Source organism: Streptomyces sp. DF42 (genome assembly GCF_058267695.1).
The window spans coordinates 794,337-819,466 of the sequence record NZ_CM177859.1; the positions used below are offsets into that span (position 1 = coordinate 794,337).

Genomic DNA, 25,130 nt, shown 5'->3' on the forward strand with positions numbered 1-25,130 from the left:
TGGGACCTGTCAGACCGTTGCCGCGTTCGCCCGCTTGGCGAGCGCGGCCGCGGCCGCTCCGACCAGTCCCGCGTCCGTGCCCATCTGGGCCGGCGTGATCTCCAGGCGCTGCACGAAGGACAGGGTCGCGTAGTCGCCCAGAGCCTTGCGCAGCGGCGTGAACAGGACGTCGCCGGCCTTGCCCACTCCCCCGCCGATCACGGCGATGTCGATCTCGACGAGCGTGGCGATGGCGGCGATGCCGGCGGCCAGCGCCTGGGCCGCGCGCTCGAAGGAGGCCACGGCGACGGGGTCACCGGCACGCGCGGCGGCGGCGACCGCGGCGGCGGAGGTGTCGCCGTCGGGTCCGGGCCGCCAGCCGTTGTCGAGGGCACGGCGGGCGATGTTCGGGCCGCTCGCGATGCGCTCCACGCAGCCGCGCGAGCCGCAGGGGCACGGGTCGCCGTCGAGGTCGACGCAGATGTGACCGATGTGGCCGGCGTTGCCCGTGGGGCCGGGGTGAAGCTGGCCGTTGAGGACCAGACCGCCGCCGACGCCCGTGGAGACCACCATGCACAGCGCGTTGTCATGGCCGCGGGCGGCGCCCTGCCAGTGCTCGGCCGCCGTGATCGCCACGCCGTCGCCGATCAGCTCGACGGGCAGACCGCCGGCCGCTTCCCGGACCCGCGCCACGAGCGGGTAGTCGCGCCAGCCCGGCACGTTCACCGGGCTCACCGTGCCCGCGGAGGCGTCCACCGGACCGGCACTGCCGATACCGAGGGCCGTGACGCGTCCCCACAGCGACGAGGCCGTCAGCTCGCCGAGGACCTCCTCGACCGCGCCCATCACGGTCTCGCCGTCCTGCTGTGCGGGCGTCGCGCGCTGGGCACGCACCAGGATCCGGCCGTGACCGTCCACCAGCGCCCCGGCGATCTTGGTACCGCCGATGTCGAGCGCGCCCACGAGGTCGGTGTGCATCAGTGTCGGATCTCCCCATCAACCATCGGATCTCCGGTCGGCCGGGGAAGATTTCCCCGTCGACCGTGGAGAAGTATGAGCCGGTCTCGCGGTGGGGGCGGAGGCCGGAGATTGCGGTGGACAGTCTCTCTTGCGCATGACAACGTTGTCCAGGCCCTATGCTCGACGCCACATCCTCATACAAACTCATGGTCGACGCATCCCCATGGACGAGACAGGACAGGACAGCGCATCGTGCCCGAGACCGCTCGCCGATCAGCCCCCCTTTCCGGAACGCGTTACGGCAACCGTCCGACGATGAAGGACGTGGCGGCGCGCGCCGGCGTGGGCCTCAAGACCGTCTCCCGCGTGGTCAATGGCGAGCCCGGCGTCACCCCCGAGACCGAGCGCCGTGTCCAGGAAGCCATCGACGCACTGGGCTTCCGCCGCAACGACAGCGCGCGGGTCCTGCGCAAGGGCCGCACCGCCAGCATCGGCCTGGTCCTGGAGGACCTCGCCGACCCGTTCTACGGCCCCCTCAGCCGCGCGGTCGAGGAGGTGGCCCGCGCACACGGCGCCCTGCTGATCAACGGCTCCAGCGCGGAGGACCCCGACCGTGAGCAGGAACTGGCCCTGGCTCTGTGCGCCCGACGGGTGGACGGCCTGGTGATCATCCCGGCAGGTGGCGACCATCGCTATCTCGAGCCCGAGATCAGGGCGGGCGTCGCCACGGTGTTCGTCGACCGGCCGGCCGGGAAGATCGACGCCGATGTCGTCCTCTCCGACAACTACGGCGGCGCCCGCGACGGCGTCGCCCACCTCATCGCCCACGGCCACCGCCGGATCGGCTTCGTCGGCGACATGCCCCGCATCCACACGGCCGCCGAGCGGCTGCGCGGCTACCGGGCCGCCATGGAGGACGCGGGCATAACGGTCGCGGACTCGTGGATGTCCCTGGGCGTCACGGACCCGCAGCGGGTGCGCCGGGCCACCGAGGAGATGCTCTCCGGGCCGGATCCCGTCACCGCGATCTTCGCGGGCAACAACCGGGTGACGGTCACCGTGGTCCGCGTTCTCGCCGAGCAGGCCCGCCCGGTCGCCCTGGTCGGCTTCGACGACATCGAGCTCGCCGACCTGCTGCAGCCGGGCGTCACCGTCGTCGCCCAGGACGCCGCGACTCTCGGCCGCACGGCCGCCGACCGCCTCTTCCGCCAGCTGGACGGCACTCTACTCACCCCGGAACGCATCGAACTGCCGACCCGGCTGATCACCCGTGGCTCGGGCGAGCTGCCCCCGACGGACTGAGCGGCCGATGGGCAGCCATGCGGAGCGCACGCTCGAAGCACTGGGCCTGGCCGAGGCTCCGCGCAGGCATCCGCTGCTCTACCCGGGCGCCTGGCCGTCGCAGTCCGGGCTCCTGGACGGCGACCGACTGCTGCCCCTTGACCGCCTCGTCCACGAAGACCGTCTCCCCGTCCTTGCCGTCGGCTCCAACGCCTGCCCGGGCCAACTGCGCGACAAGATGACCGAGTCCGGGATCACCTCGCCGATTCCGATCGTGCGCACCCGGGTCACCGGCATCAGCGTGGGCGTCTCCGCGCACGTCAGCCGCCTGGGATACGTCTCCGCGTCACCGGTCGACGCACCCGGCACCGTACGGGAGCTGTTCCTCACCTGGCTCGACACCGAGCAGCTCAGGGTGATCGACGCGAGCGAGGGCGTGCCGTTGCCCTACGGCAACTTCCGGCGCGCCTGGCTGCCCGCGCCGGACGTGCGGATCGAGCTGGAGGACGGTACGCGCCTGCCCGGGGTGTACGTCTACGTCAACCGCCGCGGGGTCCTGCACAACGGCTCGGGGGCACCGCGCGGGCACCCCGGCCAGCGGGCGCTGATCACCGAACTCCTCGTCGGTTCGGCCCGGTTGAGGGAGCTGTTCGGTGTCACACCCGAGGAGTTCTGCGCACGGGCGCGGGCCGACGCGGGGCTGTGCGAGCAGGGCACCCAGGTGTTCGCCGAGGAGAGCCTGGTGACGGTGTCGGGGCTGGAGCGGTATGTGACGGACGCGTGAGCGTCAGCAGACCGGCAACCCCGGGATCGGCTCGTCGTTGTCGCCGCCCTTGACGTAGACGTCGCTGACGAAGACGTTCGTGTTGCCGCTGTCGTCGTCCGTCTTCGCCCACCAGACGTTGGTCCACTGGCCGTAGGTCTCGCGCCGGCCCAGGTTCTGCTGGCAGAAGAAGTAGTTGGTGCCCGCGTTGATGACGCCGACCTCGGTGCCGGAGGCGGTGTAGGACTTGGCGGTGCGCCAGACCTGGCAGTTGTACTTGCCGCCGCCGATGGACTGGCAGGCCGACGGCTCGGCGGTCGTGCCACCTCCGCCCGTCGCCGTACCGCCGGTGCCGGAACCGCCGTCGGTGCCGCCGTCCGACGTACCCCCGTGCGTGCCGCCCGAACCGCCGCCCGTCGTGCCGCCGCCGGTGGGCTTCGCCGGGGAGGACGAGGAGGCCCCGTCACCGGGTTCGGTCCCGCCCTTTCTGCCGGGTGCCTCGGTCCCGTCCGGGGTCTTGCCGCCCTTGCGCTTCGTGGGCTTGGGCGCGCCGGGACGGTCGGCGTCGGTGCGGCCGCTCACCGAGCCGGAGGCCCCTGCGCTCGTGGCGGACCCGGCCGGCCTGGCGTCGTCCTTCGTTCCGCCCGAGCCGTTCACCAGGGCGACCGTGGTCCCGGCCGCCGCGAGGACGGCGACCACCGCGGCGGCGGCGAGGAGGGCGCGCCCTCTGCGCCGGGGCCGCGAGGTGGACACGGCACTGGTGGGTGCCGACGGGGGGTACGGGCCCATCGACGCGGGTGGCCCGAAGCCGTGCGACGGCTGCGCGGTGGGTTCGGCGCCACTCCTGCCGTGCGCCGCGCTCCCGGCGGAGCCGCCGGCCTGCTCGGGCGCCCCGAAGGCCGGGAAGACCGGCCCCGGCTGCTCCGCCGAGCCGGAGCGTGGTGTGTCGGCTCCGAGCGGCGCCGTGCCGCTCCCGGCCGGATCCGTCCCCACGGGTTCCCATGGGCCGAACCCCGGCGGCACCGACGGAAGACTGCGTTCCGTGTCGGGCCTGGGGTCCGTGCCGCCGCGCAGCGTGGCCGTCGGTGTGTCCGTGCCCGCCATGTCCGCGACCGCCTGCAGCAGTCCGCGTGCCCGCTCGGCCTCCGGCCGGGTCTCGGGCCGCTTGTCGAGCAGCTGCCGGAGAACCGGGCCCAGGGCGCCCGCCCGACGGGGCTCGGCCAGCGGTTCGGTCACGATCGCGGCGAGGGTCGAGTACGTCGACGTACGCCGGAAGGGCGAGGAGCCCTCCACCGCCGCGTACAACGTGGCGCCGAGGGCCCAGATGTCGGAGGCCGGTCCGGGGTCGGCGCCCTGCGCCCGCTCGGGGGCCAGGTAGTCGAGGGAGCCGACGAGTTCGCCGCTGCGGGTGAGGTGGGTGGCGGAGCCGTCGCCCGGGTCCTCCATGGTGGCGATGCCGAAGTCGGTGAGGACGACACGCCCCGAACGCTCCAGCAGGATGTTGCCGGGCTTCACGTCGCGGTGCAGCACGCCGGCCCGGTGGGCGGCGGCCAGCGCGTCCATGACCTTCGCACCGATCCCGGCCGCCTCGCGCGCGTCGAGGGTGCCGCGCTCGCGCAGAACGTGGTCCAGGGACGGCCCGTCGACCAGCTCCATCACGATCAGGGGGCGGCCGTCGACCTCCGTGACGTCGTGCACGGCGACGACTCCGGGATGGCGCACCCGGGCCGCCGCGCGGGCCTCGCGCTGCATCCGCAGCCGCAGGTCGGCGAGTTCGGGCCCGTAGGCGTCGTTGTAGGTGCGCAGTTCCTTGACGGCGACCTCGCGTCCGAGGACCTCGTCGACCGCTCTCCAGACGATGCCCATGCCGCCGCGCCCGAGCTGGGCGACGATGCGATACCGCCCGGCCAGCAGGCGACCGGTCCCGTCGCCCTGGCCCTTTCCTGCCGAAGTCTCCCCCGAAGACACTGCCCGCTGCCCCGTTCCTGTGACATGTCAATGCGTGCCGTACAGACTACGGGGCAGCGGTGACAACACCAGCCGCCGGTGACGGCTGTGACAGGCCCGCTACGTGCCGGAGACGGTGAGGTCGCCGCGCCGGGGTGCCGCGAAGCCCTCCAGATCGGCCCGGGTCAGACCGGTCGCCCGGGCGACCTCGGCGATGTCCAGCGCGCCGCAGTCCAGGCCGCGCAGCAGGTAGCCGCCGAGGGCCTTGGCGGTGGCGGGCTCGTCCATGACGTCACCGCCGACCCGGCCCGCGTACCGGGCGAGCCGCGCGGCGGCCTGCTCGAAACCCTCGCGGTAGAAGGCGAAGACGGCCGCGTAACGGGTGGGGATGTGGCCGGGGTGCATGTCCCAGCCCTGGTAGTAGGCACGGGCCAGGGCGCGGCGGGTCAGGCCGTAGTGCAGGCGCCACGCGTCGTGCACCTTCTCGGTCGGTCCGATCGGCAGCACGTTGGTCGAGCCGTCCGACACCCGGACCCCCGTCCCCGCCGCAGCGACCTGCATGATCGCCTTGGCGTGGTCGGCGGCCGGGTGGTCGCTGGCCTGGTAGGCGGCCGAGACGCCGAGGCAGGCGCTGTAGTCGAAGGTGCCGTAGTGCAGTCCTGTGGCGCGCCCCTCGGCGGCCTGGATCATCCGGGCGACGGTGGCGGTGCCGTCGGTGGCGAGGATGGACTGGCTGGTCTCGATCTGGATCTCGAAGCCGATCCGGCCGGCCTCCAGCCCGCGCGCCTTCTCGAACTCCTCCAGCAGCCGCACCATGGCGGTGACCTGCTCGGGACAGGTCACCTTGGGCAGTGTCAGCACCAGCCCGTCGGGCAGGCCGCCGGCCTCCATCAGGCCGCTGAGGAAGATGTCGAGGGTACGGATGCCTCGGTCGCGCACCGGTGCCTCCATGCACTTCATGCGGATGCCCATGTACGGGGCCGCCGTCCCCTTCTCGTACGCCTCCGCGACGAGCCGGGCCGCGCGCGCCGCCGTCTGGTCCTCCTCGGCGTCCGGGCGGGAGCCGTAGCCGTCCTCGAAGTCGACGCGCAGGTCCTCGATGGGCTCGCGCTCCAGCTTGGCGCGCACGCGCGCGTAGACGGGTTCGGCGAGTTCGTCGGACAGACCGAGGACGGTGGCGAAGGAGGCGGCGTCCGGGGCGTGTGCGTCGAGGGCCGCGAGTGCCTGGTCGCCCCAGGAGCGGATGGTGTCGGCGGCGAAGACGTCACCGGGGACGTAGACGGTGTGGACGGGCTGGCGGGTGCCGGGGTCCCCGGGGTAGCGGCGCTCCAACTCGGCGTCGACCGGGGCGAGGGAGGCGCTGATGTCCTCGCTGATCGCACCCGCGAGGCTCGTCGCCACCTTCTCCTGCTGACCCTGACCCATCCCATCCTCCTGTTTTCCGCAGTACGGAATCAACAATCCGTAGAATGAAGTTATCGGTGGACCTTCCGGATGGTCAACACCATGTCCATGGGGAGCGACGCCGTGATCTGGGCGTGTTCACGCTCATCTCGCAGCGGGGTATGACACTTCCCTGCGCATGGCCCGCCTCCCGCACGACCCGCCTCACGCACGACTCGTCCGGCCGTCGCCACCGAAGGAGCCCCCGTGCCGTACCGCCGAGTCACCCGCCGTCTGGGGATGAAAGCTCTGTTGGCCGCGGCAGTCACCCTGCCCCTCTCCAGCGCCGCGATCTCCGCCTCGTCCGCCTCGTCCGGGTCGGTCTCGCCCGCCCCGTCCGTCCCGAGACAGGCGCGCCGGGCGCCCCGTCTCGACGTCATGACCTTCAACCTGCGTTTCGCGAGCACCACCGAGCCCAACAGTTGGAGCGCCCGCAGACCGGTGATGCGCGAACTGCTGCTTCGCGCGCATCCTCAGGTCATCGGCACCCAGGAGGGCCTCTATCAGCAACTGCGCGACATCGACTCCGACCTCGGACCGGATTACGACTGGATCGGCACGGGACGCGAGGGCGGCAGCCGCGACGAGTCCACGGCGATCTTCTACGACACCGGGCGCCTGGCCCCCGCCGAGCACTACACCTTCTGGCTCTCCGACACCCCGGAAGTCATCCGCTCGAACACCTGGGGCGCCGCCTTCCCTCGCATCGTCACCTGGGTCCGCTTCCGCGATCTCGCCGACGGCGGACGGGAGTTCTACGTCCTCAACACCCACTTCGACCACGCGAGCCAGTACGCGCGCGAGCGCAGCGCCTCCCTGATGACGCAACGGATCGCGTGGCTCGACCGCTCGCTGCCGGTCGTGGTGACCGGCGACTTCAACGTCGCCGCGCACAGGAATCCGGTCTACGACACGCTGGTGGGTTCGGGCCTCGTCGACACCTGGGACGCTGCAGCGCAGCGCAGTGCCCACTACGGGACCTTCCACGGCTACAAGGGACTCACGCCGGACGGCGACCGCATCGACTGGATCCTGACCACGCCAGGGGTGACGACGCACCGGGCATCGATCAACACCTTCTCCGCGGACGGCCAGTTCCCGAGCGACCACCTGCCGGTGCAGGCGTCGATCGGTCTGGAATGAGCCGAGGCCCCCGCGACCGTTCGTGCGATCGCGGAGGCCTCGGACAGGCGTCGAGTGATCAGCCCTTGCGGGTTTTGATCTCCTCGGTGAGGGCGGGGACGACGTCGAAGAGGTCGCCGACGATGCCGTAGTCGACGAGGTCGAAGATCGGGGCCTCGGCGTCCTTGTTGACCGCCACGATCGTCTTCGAGGTCTGCATGCCGGCCCGGTGCTGGATGGCGCCGGAGATGCCGTTGGCGATGTACAGCTGCGGGGAGACGGACTTGCCGGTCTGGCCGACCTGGTTGGTGTGCGGGTACCAGCCCGCGTCCACCGCGGCCCGCGAGGCACCCACGGCCGCACCCAGGGAGTCGGCGAGGGCCTCGATGATCGCGAAGTTCTCGGCGCCGTTGACCCCGCGGCCGCCGGAGACCACGATCGCGGCCTCGGTCAGCTCCGGACGCCCGGTCGACTCACGCGGGGTACGCCCGGTGACCTTCGTGCTCGTCGCCTTCTCGGAGAACGTGACATCCAGGGCCTCGACGGTGCCGGCGGCCGGGGCGGCCTCGACCGCGGCGGAGTTGGGCTTGACGGTGATGACCGGGATGCCCTTGGCGATACGGGACTTGGTGGTGAAGGAGGCGGCGAACACCGACTGGGTGGCGACCGGACCCTCATCGCCGGCCTCCAGGTCGGTGGCGTCGGTGATGATGCCGGAGCCGATCCGCAGCGCCAGACGGGCGGCGATCTCCTTGCCCTCGGCGGAGGACGGCACCAGCACCGCGGCCGGCGACACGGCGCCGACGGCGGCCTGCAGCGCGTCGACCTTCGGCACGACCAGGTAGTCGGCGTACTCCGGCGCCTCGTGGGTGAGGACCTTGACCGCGCCGTGCTCGGCGAGCGCGGCGGCGGTGCCGGCGGCACCGTTGCCCAGCGCGAGGGCGACGGGCTCGCCGATGCGGCGGGCCAGGGTCAGCAGCTCCAGAGTGGGCTTGCGGACGGCACCGTCCACGTGATCGACGTAGACGAGAACTTCAGCCATGGGATTGCTCTCCTGCGAAATTGCGAAGCTGAGGGGCGAGGGACGGTAAGGGAGGCGAGCTCCGAAGGAAGGGGGCTGCCGGACCCTTGGAAGGGGCTGCCAGGGCCCTTAGATGAACTTCTGGCTCGCGAGGAACTCGGCGAGCTGCCTGCCGCCCTCGCCCTCGTCCTTGACGATCGTGCCCGCGGTACGGGCCGGACGCTCGGTGGCGGTCTCGACCTTCGTCCAGGCACCCGCCAGACCCACCTCGTCGGCGTCGATGTCCAGGTCGGACAGGTCCCAGGCCTGAACCGGCTTCTTCTTCGCCGCCATGATCCCCTTGAAGGACGGGTAGCGGGCCTCACCCGACTGGTCGGTCACCGACACCACCGCCGGCAGCGAGGCCTCCAGCTGCTCGGACGCCGCATCCCCGTCCCGGCGGCCCGTCACCGTGCCGTCCGCCACCGCGACCTCGGACAGCAGCGTCACCTGCGGCACCCCCAGCCGCTCGGCGACCAGCGCGGGCACGATGCCCGCCGTGCCGTCGGTGGACGCCATGCCGGAGACCACCAGATCGAAGCCGGCCTTCTCGATCGCCTTCGCCAGCACCAGCGAGGTGGCGATCGCGTCGCTGCCGTGCAGGCCCTCGTCCTCGACGTGGATCGCCTTGTCCGCGCCCATCGACAGCGCCTTGCGCAGCGCGTCCTTGGCGTCCTCCGGACCCACCGTCAACACGGTGATCTCCACGTCGTCATCGGAGTTCTCGGAGATCTGCAGCGCCTGCTCGACCGCGTACTCGTCCAGCTCGGAGAGCAGACCGTCCACGTCGTCCCGGTCGACGGTCAGGTCATCGGCGAAGTGCCGGTCGCCAGTGGCGTCGGGCACGTACTTCACAGTGACAACGATCCTCAAGCTCACGCCGGCTCTCCTACTGCAATCGTCATTTCGGTGCTGCCTACGTTCAGGCAGCATAGGCGCCTCAAGCGGCCGATCCCGATCGGGGCGACCCACGCTCCGAGCGAAACATTACTCGCCAGTACACCCAGTTCGTTCCCGCTAAGCAAGCGCTTTGAACTGTGACCTTTGCAACGCAGCGTAATCGGAACTCGACCGCTTCGCAGAAGGAGCCGGCCGACGATCAGTCACGCAGGCCGTTGAACCGCCCCTGGTGGTACAGAAGCGGGCGGCCGTGGCCCGTGGGGTCGCCGAGCACGACCTCGGCGAGCACGATGCGCTGGTCGGCTACGGGGACGCGGCCGACGACCCGGCAGACGAGCCAGGCCAGCACGTCGTCGAGGACGGGCACCCCTTCGGGGCCCTCGCGCCAGGCGGTGGGCGCACCGAACCGGTCCGCGCCGCTCCTGGCGAAGGTGGCCGCCAAGTCCTGCTGATGGTCGCCGAGTATGTGGACGCCGATGTGGTCGGTCGCCGATATCGCCGGCCAGCTGGAGGCTCCGGTGCTGATGCCGAAGGAGAGCAGCGGGGGTTCGGCGGAGACCGAGGTCAGGGAGGTGGCGGTGAAGCCGACAGGGCCGGCGTCGCCCTGTGCGGTGATCACGGCGACTCCCGCGGCGTGCCGGCGGAAGACGGAGCGCAGCAGGTCGGGAGAGGCGAGCTGAGAGGTGCGGGCGTCGAGGCCGGTGGCCGTCATGGAATTGTCCTTCTGCGAGGAGGGGCGAGCGGAGTCGTGGCTGCTCAACAGCTCGGACAGCGCGCACTCGCGGTGCGGGCGAGGTCGACGTGGACCCGCCCGAAGAGAAGGAGTTCCGGTGGCATACGGTCAGGTTGACGATAGGTGGTGCGCACAGTCAAGTACGTTCCGGCATATGGGAGATGCCTCACCCCTGCGACCACAGCCGTCAAACCGCCTCGCCCAGCGCCGCGATGACATCGGCCTTGCGGGGCTGGCCGGTGGCGCGTCGCACGACCCGGCCGTCGGCGTCGAGGACCAGCACCGTCGGGGTCTTGAGGATGTCGAGTTCGCGCACGAGGTCCAGGTGGCCCTCCGCGTCGATCTCGACGTGGCTCACACCCGGGAGCATTCCGGCCACCTCGCCGAGGAGGCGCCGGGTGGCCCGGCAGGGCGCACAGAAGGCGCTGGAGAACTGCACGAGCGTGGCGCGCTCACCCAGTTCCTGGCCCAACTCGGCCGCCCCGAGCCGCTTTCCGCCGTCGCGCCCACGCACGCGCACCCTCCCGCTTCGCTGCCGATGCAGCATTCCATAGGCGCTCGCCACCAGGAGCACCACCGCGCACACCACGAGTCCGTTCATCACCTGCACAAGCATTCACGAGACTGCAAAGATTCCCGACTGCCCAGATCGTTTCCGTTGCGGAATGCTTGGTTCATGGACATCGATGTGAGGGGGCCCCGCTTCGGGGCTGCCGTGACGACCGCCGTCCTCGCGGTCGTGCTGATCACCGGGAGCGGCTGGCTGCTGGCCTGGCAGACGCTGGCGTTCGCGCTCGGCGCGGCGGGCGGGGTGGGCCGTTCTCCGTACGGCTGGCTGTTCCGCAAGACCGTGCGGCCCCGGATCGGGCCGCCGACCGAGTTCGAGTCGCCGGAGCCGCCGCGGTTCGCACAGGCGGTGGGCCTGCTCTTCGCGGGCGTGGGGCTGGTCGGTTACGCGCTGGGGCCGAGCTGGCTGGGACTCGCCGCGACCGGGGCCGCGCTCGCCGCCGCGTTCCTCAATGCCGCGTTCGGGTACTGCCTCGGATGCGAGATGTACCTGGTCCTGCGCCGCGTGACGGTCCGTACGGAGTAAAGGCGGAGAAAACGTCCGAGGTCGAACTGGTGATGGACGTGACGAGGATCTCGCCGTTCTGCGGCACCAGGGCTGGCCACCCGTTCGTTCTTGGGGCACGATCTGCGCAATGCCGTAAACCTACGGCTGCGTAACTTCCCGCCGGGAGAACCCATCCGGGCAGAGAGAAGGGTCCACCCCGCCCATGGCTGAGCTTGTCTACCGTCCCGTCGTGGGTCTCGCCCAAACGCTGTTCAAGGCCTGGGACCTCAAGATCGACTGCAAGGGATCGGAGAACATTCCGCGCTCGGGCGGCGCCGTGCTGGTGAGCAATCACATCAGCTACCTGGACTTCATCTTCGACGGTCTGGCCGCCCTGCCACAGAAGCGTCTGGTGCGCTTCATGGCGAAGGAGTCGGTGTTCCGGCACAAGATCTCCGGTCCGCTGATGCGCGGGATGAAGCACATCCCGGTGGACCGCAAGCAGGGTGAGACGGCGTACCAGCACGCGCTGCAGTCGCTGCGCTCCGGCGAGATCGTCGGCGTCTTCCCCGAGGCGACCATCTCGCAGTCGTTCACTCTGAAGAGCTTCAAGTCGGGTGCCGCGCGCATGGCCCAGGAGGCCGGCGTCCCGCTCATCCCGATGGCTCTGTGGGGTACTCAGCGCCTGTGGACCAAGGGTCACCCGCGCAACTTCAAGCGCAGCCACACGCCGATCACCATTCGGGTCGGCGAGCCGGTCGAGGCGCCCCAGGACCAGTACGCGGGTGCCATCACGCGGCGGCTGCGCGAGCGCGTCCAGGAGCTCCTGGAAGCCGCGCAGCGCGCCTACCCGGTGCGGCCCAAGGGCCCGAACGACACCTGGTGGATGCCCGCGCATCTCGGTGGCACGGCGCCGACCCCCGAAGAGGTGAAGGCGGCCGAGGCTCGCTGAATTCTCACTCCGGGGCGTGGACGGTGATCCGCGCCCCGGGGCTGAACTTCTCCAGCAGCTCGGCGAGTTCGGCCCCTGCCTGCTGCACCTCGGTGACGGGCATCGGTGCCAGGCCCTCCAGCAGGAAGATGCCCGAGACGGTCTCCTCGGTGAGGCGGGTGCGGGGACCCTGGCGCCAGTTCCAGCGTCGGCAGGTCACGCCCGCGTCGTCACGCCAGATCACCTCGCCCGCGTCGGGGTGTTCGACGACCTCCTCGCCACCGGCCACGGTCACGAAGTCCTCGTCGCCGACGGCCCGTACGAGCCGCATGCCACCCTGGATGCGGTCGATGTCCTCGCCTCCGACGGGGATCAGGTGGGCGACGCTGATGGCGTTGTAGAGGTCGACGAGCAGGTTGATGCGGGGCAGGCCGCTGTCCGTCAGCGCCCTCTTCGCCAGCGCCTCGGCCGAGTTGCGGGTGCGCGAGGGCTTGGACCGAACGCCGTGTAGACCTCGCGCCAGGCCGCCATGTACGGGCCCTCGTGCGGGGCACGCCCGTCGAGGCGTACGGCCAGACGGCGGGCCGCGTCGTCGAGCAGGGCCGAACCGGCTTCCGTGCTGGGGCCGTTGACCAGGCCGTGCGCCTCGATTGCCAGGTGGGTGAAGCCGGGCGCCAGGGTGCGCACCTCGTCGGACACGGTCAGGGAGGGAGTCATTGCCATGCCTCAGAGTGCGGTGGGGAGGGTCTTCCAGAGATACGGCCGGTCGCAGGCGGCTCGGAGAACGCTCAACACGGTCGGATGCGGTTCAGCATACAGGACCGGATAGTCCATCTCATTGGACTGCGGGTCGGGGGTGAAGGCCAGCAGCTCGCCTTCGAGGGAGAACTGGGCGTCCACGCCCGGCTTGTTTCCGCGCGGGTCCTGTCGATGCCAGGCGCCGTTGAACCGCACGGCGACCAGGCCGTGCACCACGTCGAACCGCTGATAGCAGAGCGCGGCCGGAATGTCCTCGGCCCGCAGCAGGGCCGCCAGTGCGTGCGCCTTGGCGTAACAGATGCCCGTGCCCTGCTCCAGGACGTCGGAGGCACGCCAGGTGACGCGCGGGTCACCGGAATCCTGCGAGTGCGGGATCGTGTCGCGAACGAAATCGAACGCCAGCCGCGCATAGGCATACGAGTCCACCGCCTCCCTGGCGAGCCGGGCAGCCGTCTCCCGGACCAGCGGGTGGTCATGGTCGATGGCCTCGTCGGCGGCCAAGTACGCGGACAGGTCAGGGTTGTTCTGGATCAGCTCCATGCCCACAGAGCATAGGAATGCGATCACCCGACAGTCAATGACTTTTCAAGCGACCGCATACCTATGCACCGTCGGGGACCGTGGCTACCGCGCCATCTCTTCCTTCAGCGCCGCGACGAACGAGTCCACGTCCTCCTCGGTCGTGTCGAAGGCGCACATCCAGCGCACGACTCCCTCGGCCTCGTCCCAGAAGTAGAACCTGAACCGCTTCTGCAGACGCTCGCTCACGTCGTGCGGGAGCTTGGCGAACACCCCGTTGGCCTGCACCGGATAGAGGATCTCCACCCCGTGCACGGCACGCACGCCCTCGGCCAACCGCTGGGCCATCTCGTTGGAGTGGCGGGCGTTGCGCAGCCACAGGTCCTTGGCCAGCAGAGCCTCCAACTGCACCGACACGAAACGCATCTTGGAGGCGAGCTGCATGGACAGCTTGCGCAGGTGCTTCATATGGCTGACGGCGTCGTGGTCGATGACGACGACGGCCTCGCCGAACAGCGCACCGTTCTTCGTCCCGCCCAGGGAGAGGATGTCGACGCCGGCCGCGTTGGTGAACGTCCGCATGGGGACGTTCAGCGAGGCTGCCGCGTTGGCTATGCGGGAGCCGTCCAGGTGCACCTTCATGCCGTGGGCATGGGCGTGGTCGCAGATCGCCCGGATCTCGTCCGGCGTGTAGAGCGTGCCGAGCTCCGTGCTCTGGGTGATCGAGACGACCTGCGGCATCGCACGGTGCTCGTCGTCCCAGCCGTACGCCTGCCTGTCGATCAGCTCGGGGGTGAGCTTGCCGTCGGGCGTGGGCACGGTGAGCAGCTTCAGGCCGCCCATGCGCTCGGGGGCGCCGCCCTCATCGACGTTGATGTGCGCGCTCTCGGCGCAGATCACCGCGCCCCAGCGGTCGGTGACCGCCTGGAGCGCGACGACGTTCGCGCCCGTGCCGTTGAAGACCGGGAAGGCCTCCGCCGTCGGGCCGAAGTGGCTGCGGACGATGCCCTGGAGGTTCTCGGTGTAGTCGTCCTCGCCGTACGCGACCTGGTGCCCGCCGTTGGCCAGGGCCATGGCGGCGAGCACCTCCGGGTGGGCCCCGGCGTAGTTGTCGCTGGCGAAGCCGCGGACCTCCGGGTCGTGATGACGACGTGCGTCGGTCTTCGGGGGGTTCACGGCTTCTCGGTCAGCCACAGACGCTTTCCGTTCACTTCGGCGGCGGACTTGCTCCAGACGTCGGCGATGGCCTCGGCGAGGTCCGTGACGTCCGTGAAGCCCGCGAACTTCGCGTTGGGGCGATCGGCGCGCATCGCGTCGTGCACCAACGCCTTCACCACCAGGATCGCAGCCGCCGACGTCGGCCCCTCGGCGCCCCCGGCCTTGCGGAAGTAGTCGGCCATGGCCAGCGTCCACACCTCGGACGCGGCCTTGGCGGCGGCGTACGCGGCGTTGCCCGCGGTGGGCTTGGTCGCGCCCGCGGCGCTGATCAGGACGTACCGTCCGCGCTCGCTGCGCTGCAGCGCCTCGGAGAAGGCGAGGGAGGTGTGCTGCACGGTGCGGATGAGCAGCAGCTCCAGGAAGTCCCAGTCGTCCAGGCTCGTCTTGATGAAGGTCTCGCTGCCGCGCCAGCCGCCCACGAGGTGGACCAGGCCGTCGACTCGGCCGAACTCCTTCTCGATGTGCCTGGCCCACTCCCGGGTGGACTCCAGGTCCAGCAGGTCCACCGGCTCGCCGGTGACGGTGGCGCCGCCCGACGCGTAGCGGGCCGCGTCCACCGCCTCCGCGAGCCGCTCGGGGTCGTTGTCGGCGGCGACGACGGTCGCCCCCGCTTCGGCCAGCCGTAGCAGTGTCGCGCGGCCGGCGGGTCCGCCCGCGCCGGCCACCGCGATCACCGCACCGCTGAGAGCTCCGTTCCCCGCCATGGTCTTCGCCTCCTGAGCAGTGTTCCTGGTGGTGCGGTCGCTCACGCGGCCACCCGCTCGGCGCTCTCCGCGGTGATCCCCTTGGTGGAGGCGATCACGTTCTTCAGCTTCTTGGAGAGGGCCTCATAGAACATGCTCAGCGGAAACTCGTCCGGAAGCACGTCATCGACGAGTTTCCGCGGCGGCTGGCTCAGGTCGAGGGCGTCCGGGCCCTTGGCCCAGCGGGAGCCGGGATGCGGGGCGAGGTAACCGGAGACCAGCTCGTATCCGGCGAACCAGTGGACGAGCTTGGGACGGTCGATGCCGTCGCGGTAGAGCTTCTCGATCTCGGCGCACAGCTGGTTGGTGACGTGCGGGGCGCGCTGCCAGTCGATGAACAGCTTGTTGTCCGTCCAGCGCACCACGTCGTGCTTGTGCAGGTAGGCGAAGAGGAGCTGACCGCCGAGGCCGTCGTAGTTGCGCACGCGCTCACCGGTGACCGGGAAGCGGAACATGCGGTCGAAGAGGACCGCATACTGCACGTCACGAGCCTGCGGGACGCCGTCGGCCTCCAGTTTCACGGCCTCCCTGAAGGCCGTGAGGTCGCAGCGCAGCTCCTCCAGTCCGTACATCCAGAACGGCTGGCGCTGCTTGATCATGAACGGGTCGAAGGGCAGGTCGCCGTGGCTGTGCGTGCGGTCGTGGACCATGTCCCACAGGACGAAGGCCTCCTCGCAGCGCGTCTGGTCGTGGACCATGGCGGCGACGTCCTCGGGCAGCTCGATGCCCAGGATGCCGACGGCGGCCTCGGTGACCCGGCGGAAGCGGGCGGCCTCGCGGTCGCAGAAGATGCCGCCCCAGGAGAAGCGTTCCGGCGCCTCGCGCACGGCGATGGTCTCCGGGAAGAGCACGGCGGAGTTGGTGTCGTAGCCGGCCGTGAAGTCCTCGAACTTGATGCCGCAGAACAGCGGGTTGTCGTAGCGGCTGCGCTCCAGCTCGGCCAGCCACTGGGGCCAGACCATGCGCAGGACGACCGCTTCGAGGTTGCGGTCGGGGTTGCCGTTCTGCGTGTACATCGGGAAGACGACCAGGTGCTGGAGGCCGTCAGCGCGGTTCGCGGCGGGCTGGAAGGCCAGCAGCGAGTCGAGGAAGTCGGGCACCTCGAAGCCACCCTCGGCCCACCGGCGCAGGTCCTGGACCAGGGCCTCGTGGTAGGCGCTGTCGTGCGGGAGCAGCGCGGAGAGCTCCTCGACCGCCTCCACGACACGCCCGACCGCCGCCGCGGCGTCCGCGCGCTCGGGGGCGCCCTCCGCCGCGAGGTCGATCGACCCGTCCTTGGACTGCCATGGCCGGATCCGCTCCACGGCATCCTTGAGCACGGCCCATGCCGGGTGCTCCACCACCCTGGTCACGGGAGGAATCCAGTCCCCCGAAGCCGTCTGCACAAGAATTTCCGTCATGTCCCATCCTCCACAGGAGAACCTCGCGTAAGGAGACCGTATACATACGAGCTTCCTCCCAGCAAGAGGAGTCTCGGGAGATTATCCTGCGCACCCCCGGTGGTCACCGAACTTTTTCCTGCCGGAAACAGATCCGGCGGGCATTTGGATATCGCGCGGCTACCCTGGGACCGGACAGCCGAAACAAGCCAGGGGTCAATCCCGGGAGGACTCGCCCACGCCAGGGTGACCGCCCTCAGGGGTACGGGCCAGGTCCGCCCCTCGCGACACCCCAATCCCCCGTGTACGCACGGGTTCATCGCCGGGCCGGGCCGTTAGGCTGCGGCTCTGTCCGCGTGACCGTCCGCTCAGGTCGCGCGCGGAGCCGAGCCGCCGTCGACGGAAGCGAGTTGAACCTTGAACTTCCTTACCATCGGTCATCGCGGAGTCATGGGTACCGAACCCGAGAACACCCTCCGTTCCTTCGTCGCCGCCCAGCAGGCCGGGCTCGACGTGATCGAACTCGATCTGCATTTGAGCAAGGACGGCGCCCTCGTCGTCATGCACGACACCGACGTGGACCGCACGACCGACGGCACCGGCCCGATCGCCGAGAAGACCCTCTCCGAGCTGCGTGCCCTGGACGCCGGCCGCGGGGAGCACGTCCCCGTCTTCGAGGAGGTCCTCGACGCCGTACGGTCGCCTCTCCAGGCCGAGATCAAGGACATCGCGGCGGCCCGGGCGCTGGCCGAGGTGATACTGAAACGGGACCTGGTCTCCCGGGTCGAGGTGTCCTCGTTCCACGACGAGGCGATCGCCGAGATCAACCGGCTGGTGCCGGGCGTGCGGACCGCGCTGATCGGCAGCCGCTACGGCACCGACATCGTGGACCGCGCGGTGGAGGCCGGTGCCGCGACCGTCTGCCTCAACATCCGCCGCCTCACGCTGGAGGTCGTGGAGCGGGCCCGCAAGGCGGACCTGAGGATCATCGGCTGGGTGGTGAACACGCAGGACCACCTCCGGCTCGTACGGGCCCTGCAGCTGGACGGCGCGACCACCGACTACCCGGAGATCAAACGCACCGCCCGCTTCACCGCGTGAACGTCACGCCAGCTCCTTGACCAGCAGCTCGAACTGCAGGTCGTCGCGCTGCGGAACACCGGAGCGCTCGTCGCCGTACGGGAACGGGGTCATCCGGCCCGTACGGCGGTAGCCGCGGCGCTCGTACCAGGCGATGAGGTCGTTGCGTACGGAGATCACGGTCATGTGCATCTCGCGCACGCCCCAGGTCTCGCGCGCCGCGCGCTCCGCCTCCGTGATGATCACCTTGCCGAGGCCCTCGCCCTGCAGCTGCGGGCTGACGGCGAACATTCCGAAGTAGGCGTGGTCACCGCGGTGTTCGAGCTGGCAGCAGGCGACCACGGCGCCCTGCCGTTCGACCGTCAGCAGCCGGCTTTCGTGCGACTTGATGACGTCGCGGACACCCTCCGGGTCGGTGCGCTGCCCCTGGAGGATGTCCGCCTCGGTGGTCCACCCGGCCCGGCTGGAGTCCCCTCGGTAGGCCGACTCGATCAGCGCGACCAGGGCGTCCACGTCGGCGTCGGTGGCGTCGCGGAAGGTCAGGTCGGTGGCAGCGGTTTCCATGGACGTCACTCCGGAATCTGGGCGCGGCTGGGGCTCGGACGAGGGTAACCCTGCCATTAGGCTCCGGTGCATGGTGCACGTTCTCAGCAGCCGGACGCTTGTCCATCCCCTCGATCCCGAGCGCTCACGCCGCTTCTACGGTGAGCAGCTCGGCCTCGCCGTCCACCGCGAGTTCGGCACGGGGCCGGAGCGCGGCACCGTGTACTTCCTGGGCGGCGGCTTCCTGGAGGTCTCCGGCAGGTTGGAGACCCCGCCCTCCCCGGCCGTGCAGTTGTGGCTGCAGGTCGAGGACGTGGCAGCGGCGCACGAGGAGCTGCGCGCCGCCGGGGTCGACATCGTGCGGGCGCCGGTGAAGGAGCCCTGGGGTCTGATGGAGATGTGGATCGCGGACCCGGACGGGACCCGGATCGTGCTGGTGGAGGTGCCGGCGGACCATCCGATGCGGTACCGGCCGGGGATCTGAGGTCAGTCCGGGGGTCAGTCCGGGCGGTGCTCCCAGCGGCGGTCCGTGCGGGTGAGTTCGCGGAAGCCTGCGCCCAGCAGCAGGTCGATCGCCGCCTTGTCACCGACCTGCTCGTAGGCGAGGAGGCGGTCCACTCCACACAGACGCAGCCACCCGGCGGCCTCGGCCAGCAGCCGTTGCGCCAGGCCCTCGCCGTTCCGGGCCGGGTCGACGTGCAGGTTGCCGATGTCGGCGAGGCCGGCCGCGCGCGCGTGGCGCTCGGGGCGGGCCAGGGATGTGTCGATCTCGATGAAGCCGAGGGCGCGGGTGCCGGCGTGGACCGTGAAGCGGGTGCCGCACTCCCCCAGCGTGCGCTCGGTCGTCGTGCCCGGCCAGGGTTCGGGCGCCGGCAGGTCGGCCACCCGTGCCAGCAGGATGACCTCCGTGTCGCCGACGTGCTGGAAGCCAAAGCGTTCGTAGAGGGCGCGGATGTGCGGCCAGTTGCGCGGCAGGCCGTATACGACCGGGGCCGGAACGGCGCCGTCGGCGTACCGGACGCGTACGTTCCAGCGGGCGAGCTGGGCCAGGCACGCGGCCATCAGCTGGTCGGCGGCGGCCTCGGAGTCGGGCCAGAGGGACGCCGGCGGACGGCAGACGAACCAGTCGATCTCGCCGGCGTCCCGGTAGTCCTCCCCGACCTCGTCGCCGGGGCGGTAGCGCAGCAGATGGGCGGCGGCCACAACGTGCCCGCGCTGCTCGCCGACGAGCGTCACGCGCTCGGCCACCCATGGGTCGATGACGAACTCGGCGGGCCGGCGCTCCAGATCACTGAGGACGGTGTTCACCGAGACGGAGACGCCGGGGACGACGGCGGCGATGTGCGCGTTGACCAGATCGGTGAGCTGGTCGCGGTCGTCGCGGCGGAAAGGGCGCACCGTGAGTGCGGACATGCGAAACCTCCGGAGCGGATACGTGAGCTGGAGGCCGCCAATGGGTGCGGTACGGGGCGAGAATACGTCCCTGGCGGCGCCGTGTGCGAGGGGGTTTTCGCCGGATGGCCGCGGCCGGGGCCCGGGACTAGCGTGCTGGAGGGGGCTGTCCCGCATTCCCTCCGGAGGAACGTCATGAAGCTCGACAAGCCGGTGACCGGCGGGCCCTGCTGGACCGAGTTGGGCACCAGTGACATGGCGGCGGCCAAGCGGTTCTACGCGGAGCTGTTCGGCTGGCGCCACGAAACGGACCCGCGTCAGGAGGCGGGCGGCTACACGGTCGCGCACCTCGGGGACGCGGCCGTCGCCGCACTGACCCCGCTCTTCCAGGAGTCGCAGCCCGTCGCGTGGAACGTGTCGTTCGCGGTGGCCGACGCGGACTCCGCCGCCGAGCGGGTGACGGCGGCCGGCGGGACGGTCCTGCTCGGCCCGATGGACGTGCTCGACGTGGGCCGTTTCACTGTGGCGCTCGATCCGGCGGGTGCGGCCTTCCAGATGTGGCAGGCGCGGGCCTTCCCGGGCGCCGGGCTGTTCAACTCGCCCGGCGCGCTGGGCTGGGTGGAGCTGCTGACCCGTGCGCCCGAGCGGTGCCTGAGCTTCTACACCACGGTGTTCGGCTGGAGTGTCAACGCCTCGCAGCACTACACGCAGTGGGGCGTCGACGGCGCGGACTTCGGCGGGATGGTGCGGATGGACGACGAGTTCCCGCCCGAGGTGCCACCGCACTGGCTGCCGTACTTCGCGGTGGCGGACGTGGACGCCACCGCGGCCACGGCGACCGGGGCGGGCGGCACCGTCCTCATGGAGCCCACCGTCGTGCCGGACGGGCCGCGGATCGCGGTGCTGCGGGACCCGCAGCAGGCGGTGTTCGGCGTGTACCTGCCGCGCGACGAACGGTGATCAGTGCCGAGGCCTGCCTCCGGACGTGAACCATCTTCACACCGCGCATCACCACCTGAGGGAGCGCGGAGTACAGAATGCCCGCCCGGTTGAGGCTCACGCCGCTGAAGGGCGTGCCCGACATGTCCACTCGCTCGAAGTCGACGCCCGCGAGGTCCCGGAGGTCGTTCGCCATGCCCGACACGACAGGACCCCCTCAGACAAGCGGGGTCACGCTCACCCGGTCGACGACCGGGGCGTACGCCGAGCGCTGGCCGTACTGGTTGTGGGTGCGGCCGTCGAAGTCGGGGAGTTCGTCGGCGGTGAAGGTGATCGTGTTGGGGCCCTGGTCCAGGGTGACGGGGACGGAGAGGTTCCAGAAGTTGTTGAAGTGGAAGGTGGTGGGGAACAGGACTCGGTGCGGGGCGGCCCCGTTGACGGAGATGTCCGCGTGGCGGCAGACCGGGTCGGGGTTGTAGTGAGTGGCGGGTGCCTGCTCGCCGTTGGAGTAGCGGATCGTGAGCGCATGCCGTCCGGCGCGCTCGGCCTTGAGTGTCAGGGTGAGCGCGTTGCCGGGCCCGGCGCCGATGCCGTCGACCGCCTTGCCACCGGTGGCGTACGGGAGTCCCGTCACGTGTGCGGTGCCGGTCAGGACGCCGTCCTCGGCGGCGCCGACGCGCACGGGCAGCAGTCCGCGGGACGCGCCGACACGCAGCCGGTCCACCACCAGCAGCTCCGACGTCCCGGTGACCGTGACCTTGTTGATGCCGCCGGCCAGGAAGAGCGGGACGGGGCCTCGCCGGACGGGCCCGAGCTCCTCGCCGTTGACCGTGAGCAGGCCCTCGCCGGGGCCGAGCACATCGATGGTGACCGTCGCCTCGCCGTCGTCGGCGGCGTGCGCCCAGAAGGTGACGGTGCCGCCGCGGGGGGCCACGGCGACACCGGGGCCGGATGCGCCGACGTGGGCGTAGCTGATCCGGGCGCCCGCGCCGAGCGCCGCGTACTCGGCGTCGTACACGGCCTCCTGCTCGTCCCGCAGAACGAGGTCCAACTTGTCGACGACCGCGTCGCCCCTGGTCGTGCCGAGGTCGGGGTCCTGTGCGGCGAGGGTGATCCGGTGCGGTCCCGCGGTCAATTCGGCCTCGGTGTCGGTGTGGCCCCACACCGCCCACTTGTAGCCGAGCGGCAGCCGCAGTTCCCGCGGGTCCTCGCCGTCGATGCGCAGGAAGACGTTGGTGGGGCCGTTCTCGCGCACCAGGTCGGCGAGGTTGTAGGAGTTGGCGAAGACCCGGATGTCGTACGTGCCGTCCTGCGGGACCTCGACATCGAAGGCGAGCACCCCGTCGGAGCCGGTGCGCAGTCCGCCCACGTGATGGCCGCCGGAGGTGGCGAACCTGTCGACGGCGGACGGGGATCCTTCGGGACCGTTCTTGGAGCGGCCGCCTCCCGTGTAGGTCGCGTCCTCGGCCTCGTACGTGCACCGCCAGGTCACCGACGGCGGCTGCGGCGTGGCCCCGTTGCCGCCCGGTGCGAGGATCAGCTGGTAGGCCGACATCTCGTCGAGGCCGGTCAGGGGCAGCGTCACGCGGCCGTCCACGACGGGCAGTTCGAGGTCCCGCAGGCGCAACGGCTGGGCGCTCGCGCCGACCTGCCCGGTCCACGGGATCTCCTGCAGCCGCAGGTGGACCCTCGCGCCGAAGACCTCCGCGTCGACGCCCGTGAGGACCAGGTCCGCACGGCCGCTCGCACCGCCGAACAGCACACGTGCCTGCCGCTTGGCCCGGTCGAGTGCGGCGACGCCCTGCAGTGTGTACCGCACGTTGGGGTGTGGCGCCGTCACCCGGACGGTGTTCCCGGACAGCTGCCCGTACGCGTTGAACAGCCACCACTGGCCGTTGCCCTTGCCCGCCTCCACTGCCGAGTCGAGGCCGTAGAGCGTGCCGGCGGCTCCGCCGTGGAAGGGGCCCGTCTCCGTGCCCAGGTCGACAGTGAACGTCTCGGCTGCCACGGCATCCCCCGCTGATCGCTGGTTCGACATCTCGTACGCCAGCCGGTGATCCGAACCAGCCCGGTCGAACGTAGGGAGTCGGCGTCGATCACGTCAACGGACGTCCGCCGTCCGAACGTTCCGGCATCCGCCGCTCAGGCGCGCAGAGTGCCACGCCGACCCTCCAGCCGGCCGAGCAACTCCCCAAGCAGACCGGCGAGTTCGTCCTGTCCCGGCGGGTCGAGCACGGACAGTACGGAGGTCTCGTAGGCGAGCTGCTCGGGCAGGATCCCGTCGACCAGGGCGCTGCCGGCGTCGGTGAGGCGGACGTGGGCGACGCGGCGGTCGCGGGCGTCACCGCGGCGTTCGACCAGGCCGCGCTCGGTGAGCTGTTTGAGGCGCTTGGTGACGGCGGCGCCGGAGGAGTACGTCTCGCGGGCCAGCTCGCTGGGGGTCAGCTCGTGGCCGGTACGGCGCAGGGCGCCGAGCAGGTCGAACTCGGGGCGGCTCAGGCCCGTCCGGCGCAGCGGGCCGTCCTCGGCCTGCTGGAGGAGCGCGGCGCAGCGGTTGATCCGGCCGACGATCTCCATGGGGCCGGTGTCGAGGTCGGGGTGGACGGCCCGCCACTGGCGCACGACCGCGGAGACGGTGTCGTCCCCCCTGGTCGCGCCCGCCTGCCGTCCGTTCGGTGCCGTCATGGCCGTACGCCCTCCGTCCTCGCGCTCCGGCGCGGCCCGTCGTGCCGCACCGTCGCCGCGAGCGTACGGTGTCCGGCCTGCTCGGCGCGCACGACCCGCTCCTGGGGCAGGGCGCGCTGCCACCACTCGCCGGACGCGGCGTCGACGGTGGCGCGCAGGTCGGCCAGGGCGGCGGCGAGCGAGCGGCGAGCGGCTTGCAGGGTTACGGGGGCGGGGGCGGACTCGGCCAGCAGTCGGGCGGTGTGCTCGCGGGAGCGCTCGACTGCGGCCAGGGCGTGCTCGACCCGGTCGCCGGCGCGCCGGTTGGTGACGGCGACGGCCGCGACGAGGCCGGCCAGCGCGCCGACGACGGTGTCCACGGCGCGCTCGGCGATCAGCTGCCCCGGCTCCTGGAACCCGGTGAACTCGGTGATGAGCAGCGCCATCGGGGTCACGCAGACGGTGCCGAGCCAGTAGTTGCGGCCGATCAGCGCCTCGGCACCGAAGTTGAAGGCGAGGCAGCACAGCACGAGGGCCGTCTGGCCGAGGTGCGCGAGCGGGGCCACGGCGGCGAAGAGCAGGACGCCGAGGAGGTTGCCGACGACGCGCTGGACGCCCCGGCCCCAGGTGAGGACGAGGTTGGCCTGATAGAGGGAGGCCGCGGTGACCAGGGCCCAGTAGGGGCGGCCGACGCCGAGGGCCAGGGAGGCGTAGCCGGCGAGGGCACAGCCCAGCGCGGTGCGGACGGCGATCGGGGTGAGTGGACCGAGGCGCTGCCACAACGGGCGGGGCAGGACGGCGAGTTCTGCGTCCACGCCGAGGAGGTCGTCGGTGACCACTGGGTCGTGGACGACCGGGACGGGTCTGGTGCCGGTCAACTCGCGTGCCCAGATGCGCAGTTGCTCCGGATCGGTGTCGGCGGGTGCGGCGAGGGCGACTTCGGCGCGGACGACGAGGCGTTCGAGGGCGCGCCGGGTACGGGGGCCGCGCGTGGCCAGGAGCGACTGCCAGGCGGCCTGGACGGCGGCGGCCGCCGTGGCGCGGCTGCGCGCGTGGCCGTCGCCCGTGCCCCGTGTGCCGGCGTACGCGGCCGCGGCGTTCAGGGCGCCCGCGGTGGCCCGGCGCTCCGGGCCGTGCGGGCGCAGCAGTCCGGGGGCCATGCCGACGAGCCAGGCCCAGCCGCCCGCCGCGAGAGCCAGCGCGAGATGGCCGGGGACCTGACCGAGGGTCTGCGGGGCGAAGAGGGAGGCGGACGTGATGAAGGTCAGGACCACATTGCCGGGTGGACCGATGCGGGTCGCGTCGCACAGCGCCTTCTGCAGCGCGGCCAGCAGGGCGCCGACGGTGACGAGCACGACGGCACTGCCGGTGAGCGAGGCAGTGACCAGGGAGACGGCCAGGCCGCCGACCATGCCGAGGACCACCCAGGCGAGGACCCGGGCCCGGGCGGTGTAGGGGCGGTTGTGGGCGTACAGCGCGCACAGCGACCCCGCCATGGTGTACAGCGCCAGGTCGAGCCGGCCGAGGGCCAGCAGCGTGAGATTGGGCGGAGCGACCGAGGCGACCACGCTCAGGGCGGGCTTGAACCAGATGTCCGCGGGCCGGCCCAGACGCAGCACGCCGGACAGGGGGAGGCGGCGGCCGCGCGGGGTGGTGGGAGTGGAGGTCGCAGGGGTCATGTGGCATAACCTTAGCAGGTATTTTACCAGTAAAGGAAATCT

Annotated in this window: 23 protein-coding genes and 2 pseudogenes; 8 read left to right on the plus strand and 17 right to left on the minus strand. The window is 71.1% G+C overall.

Going from position 1 to position 25,130, the window contains the following annotated elements; genetic code table 11:
- Window positions 1-9: 9 nt before the first annotated feature.
- Window positions 10-957, minus strand: a complete 948-nt coding sequence (locus ACYUED_RS03775; protein ID WP_491290899.1) for an ROK family protein — start codon at window positions 955-957, stop codon at window positions 10-12.
- A 234-nt stretch (window positions 958-1,191) separates the two neighbouring features.
- On the opposite strand from ACYUED_RS03775, the gene ACYUED_RS03780 reads away from it, so the two are divergent.
- Both ACYUED_RS03780 and ACYUED_RS03785 read left to right on the plus strand, forming a co-directional pair.
- The gene (locus ACYUED_RS03780) at window positions 1,192-2,241 is read left to right on the plus strand and encodes a LacI family DNA-binding transcriptional regulator (protein ID WP_491290900.1); all 1,050 of its coding nucleotides are present in this window, start codon (window positions 1,192-1,194) and stop codon (window positions 2,239-2,241) included.
- 7 nt (window positions 2,242-2,248) lie between these two features.
- Window positions 2,249-3,004 (plus strand): hypothetical protein, encoded by a 756-nt coding sequence (locus tag ACYUED_RS03785; protein WP_491290901.1) that lies wholly within the window; start codon window positions 2,249-2,251, stop codon window positions 3,002-3,004.
- A gap of 3 nt (window positions 3,005-3,007) precedes the next feature.
- On the opposite strand, the gene ACYUED_RS03790 is transcribed toward ACYUED_RS03785, so the two are convergent.
- Both ACYUED_RS03790 and ACYUED_RS03795 read right to left on the minus strand, forming a co-directional pair.
- A complete protein-coding gene (locus ACYUED_RS03790) occupies window positions 3,008-4,951 on the minus strand; it encodes a serine/threonine-protein kinase (RefSeq protein WP_491290902.1) in 1,944 nt (647 codons plus the stop codon).
- 99 nt (window positions 4,952-5,050) lie between these two features.
- The gene (locus ACYUED_RS03795; protein WP_491290903.1) at window positions 5,051-6,355 is read right to left on the minus strand and encodes a DUF6986 family protein; all 1,305 of its coding nucleotides are present in this window, start codon (window positions 6,353-6,355) and stop codon (window positions 5,051-5,053) included.
- Between the two features lie 225 nt (window positions 6,356-6,580).
- On the opposite strand from ACYUED_RS03795, the gene ACYUED_RS03800 reads away from it, so the two are divergent.
- Window positions 6,581-7,516: an endonuclease/exonuclease/phosphatase family protein gene (locus ACYUED_RS03800; RefSeq protein ID WP_491290904.1), complete on the plus strand. Its 936-nt coding sequence runs from the start codon at window positions 6,581-6,583 to the stop codon at window positions 7,514-7,516.
- Between the two features lie 58 nt (window positions 7,517-7,574).
- On the opposite strand, the gene ACYUED_RS03805 is transcribed toward ACYUED_RS03800, so the two are convergent.
- The 4 genes from ACYUED_RS03805 to ACYUED_RS03820 all read right to left on the minus strand — a co-directional run bounded on the left by ACYUED_RS03805 (window position 7,575) and on the right by ACYUED_RS03820 (window position 10,789).
- A complete protein-coding gene (locus ACYUED_RS03805) occupies window positions 7,575-8,537 on the minus strand; it encodes an electron transfer flavoprotein subunit alpha/FixB family protein (RefSeq protein ID WP_491290905.1) in 963 nt (320 codons plus the stop codon).
- Between the two features lie 108 nt (window positions 8,538-8,645).
- Window positions 8,646-9,434, minus strand: a complete 789-nt coding sequence (locus ACYUED_RS03810) for an electron transfer flavoprotein subunit beta/FixA family protein (protein ID WP_491290906.1) — start codon at window positions 9,432-9,434, stop codon at window positions 8,646-8,648.
- Window positions 9,435-9,654: 220 nt separating this feature from the next.
- Window positions 9,655-10,167, minus strand: a complete 513-nt coding sequence (locus tag ACYUED_RS03815; protein ID WP_491290907.1) for a flavin reductase family protein — start codon at window positions 10,165-10,167, stop codon at window positions 9,655-9,657.
- Between the two features lie 208 nt (window positions 10,168-10,375).
- Window positions 10,376-10,789, minus strand: a complete 414-nt coding sequence (locus ACYUED_RS03820; protein ID WP_491294833.1) for a TlpA family protein disulfide reductase — start codon at window positions 10,787-10,789, stop codon at window positions 10,376-10,378.
- Window positions 10,790-10,864: 75 nt separating this feature from the next.
- On the opposite strand from ACYUED_RS03820, the gene ACYUED_RS03825 reads away from it, so the two are divergent.
- Both ACYUED_RS03825 and ACYUED_RS03830 read left to right on the plus strand, forming a co-directional pair.
- Window positions 10,865-11,281 carry a DUF4395 domain-containing protein gene (locus tag ACYUED_RS03825; protein ID WP_491290908.1) on the plus strand — a complete coding sequence of 139 codons (417 nt, stop codon included), beginning with the start codon at window positions 10,865-10,867 and terminating at the stop codon, window positions 11,279-11,281.
- Window positions 11,282-11,465: 184 nt separating this feature from the next.
- The gene (locus ACYUED_RS03830; protein WP_491290909.1) at window positions 11,466-12,194 is read left to right on the plus strand and encodes a lysophospholipid acyltransferase family protein; all 729 of its coding nucleotides are present in this window, start codon (window positions 11,466-11,468) and stop codon (window positions 12,192-12,194) included.
- 4 nt (window positions 12,195-12,198) lie between these two features.
- Here the strand turns inward: ACYUED_RS03830 and ACYUED_RS03835 are convergent.
- From ACYUED_RS03835 to ACYUED_RS03855, 5 genes and pseudogenes are all read right to left on the minus strand, one after another.
- Window positions 12,199-12,890 (minus strand): annotated as a pseudogene (locus ACYUED_RS03835) (B3/B4 domain-containing protein).
- Window positions 12,891-12,899: 9 nt separating this feature from the next.
- The gene (locus ACYUED_RS03840; RefSeq protein ID WP_491290910.1) at window positions 12,900-13,472 is read right to left on the minus strand and encodes a transglutaminase domain-containing protein; all 573 of its coding nucleotides are present in this window, start codon (window positions 13,470-13,472) and stop codon (window positions 12,900-12,902) included.
- Between the two features lie 84 nt (window positions 13,473-13,556).
- A complete protein-coding gene (locus tag ACYUED_RS03845) occupies window positions 13,557-14,627 on the minus strand; it encodes a threonine aldolase family protein (RefSeq protein ID WP_491290911.1) in 1,071 nt (356 codons plus the stop codon).
- A complete protein-coding gene (locus ACYUED_RS03850; protein WP_491294835.1) occupies window positions 14,624-15,373 on the minus strand; it encodes an SDR family NAD(P)-dependent oxidoreductase in 750 nt (249 codons plus the stop codon). Before ACYUED_RS03850 ends, ACYUED_RS03845 begins: the two co-directional genes overlap by 4 nt.
- Before the next feature lie 41 nt (window positions 15,374-15,414).
- Window positions 15,415-16,812, minus strand: coding sequence for a DUF6421 family protein (locus tag ACYUED_RS03855; RefSeq protein ID WP_491290912.1), 1,398 nt, complete (start codon window positions 16,810-16,812; stop codon window positions 15,415-15,417).
- Window positions 16,813-17,208: 396 nt separating this feature from the next.
- Between ACYUED_RS03855 and ACYUED_RS03860 the strand changes: the two genes are divergently transcribed.
- A complete protein-coding gene (locus tag ACYUED_RS03860) occupies window positions 17,209-17,892 on the plus strand; it encodes a glycerophosphodiester phosphodiesterase (RefSeq protein ID WP_491290913.1) in 684 nt (227 codons plus the stop codon).
- Window positions 17,893-17,895: 3 nt separating this feature from the next.
- Here the strand turns inward: ACYUED_RS03860 and ACYUED_RS03865 are convergent, their stop codons facing one another.
- Window positions 17,896-18,435: a GNAT family N-acetyltransferase gene (locus tag ACYUED_RS03865; RefSeq protein WP_491290914.1), complete on the minus strand. Its 540-nt coding sequence runs from the start codon at window positions 18,433-18,435 to the stop codon at window positions 17,896-17,898.
- Between the two features lie 70 nt (window positions 18,436-18,505).
- Between ACYUED_RS03865 and ACYUED_RS03870 the strand changes: the two genes are divergently transcribed.
- Window positions 18,506-18,898, plus strand: coding sequence for a VOC family protein (locus ACYUED_RS03870; protein WP_491290915.1), 393 nt, complete (start codon window positions 18,506-18,508; stop codon window positions 18,896-18,898).
- A gap of 14 nt (window positions 18,899-18,912) precedes the next feature.
- Here the strand turns inward: ACYUED_RS03870 and ACYUED_RS03875 are convergent, their stop codons facing one another.
- Window positions 18,913-19,827, minus strand: a complete 915-nt coding sequence (locus ACYUED_RS03875) for a GNAT family N-acetyltransferase (RefSeq protein WP_491290916.1) — start codon at window positions 19,825-19,827, stop codon at window positions 18,913-18,915.
- Between the two features lie 174 nt (window positions 19,828-20,001).
- On the opposite strand from ACYUED_RS03875, the gene ACYUED_RS03880 reads away from it, so the two are divergent.
- The gene (locus ACYUED_RS03880) at window positions 20,002-20,766 is read left to right on the plus strand and encodes a VOC family protein (RefSeq protein ID WP_491290917.1); all 765 of its coding nucleotides are present in this window, start codon (window positions 20,002-20,004) and stop codon (window positions 20,764-20,766) included.
- 196 nt (window positions 20,767-20,962) lie between these two features.
- On the opposite strand, the pseudogene ACYUED_RS03885 reads toward ACYUED_RS03880, so the two are convergent.
- The 3 genes and pseudogenes from ACYUED_RS03885 to ACYUED_RS03895 form a co-directional block, all read right to left on the minus strand.
- Window positions 20,963-22,669, minus strand: a pseudogene (locus ACYUED_RS03885) (cellulosome protein); the annotation flags it as partial.
- 218 nt (window positions 22,670-22,887) lie between these two features.
- The gene (locus ACYUED_RS03890; RefSeq protein ID WP_491290918.1) at window positions 22,888-23,430 is read right to left on the minus strand and encodes a MarR family winged helix-turn-helix transcriptional regulator; all 543 of its coding nucleotides are present in this window, start codon (window positions 23,428-23,430) and stop codon (window positions 22,888-22,890) included.
- Window positions 23,427-25,088 carry an FUSC family protein gene (locus ACYUED_RS03895; RefSeq protein WP_491290919.1) on the minus strand — a complete coding sequence of 554 codons (1,662 nt, stop codon included), beginning with the start codon at window positions 25,086-25,088 and terminating at the stop codon, window positions 23,427-23,429. Before ACYUED_RS03895 ends, ACYUED_RS03890 begins: the two co-directional genes overlap by 4 nt.
- Window positions 25,089-25,130: the final 42 nt, after the last annotated feature.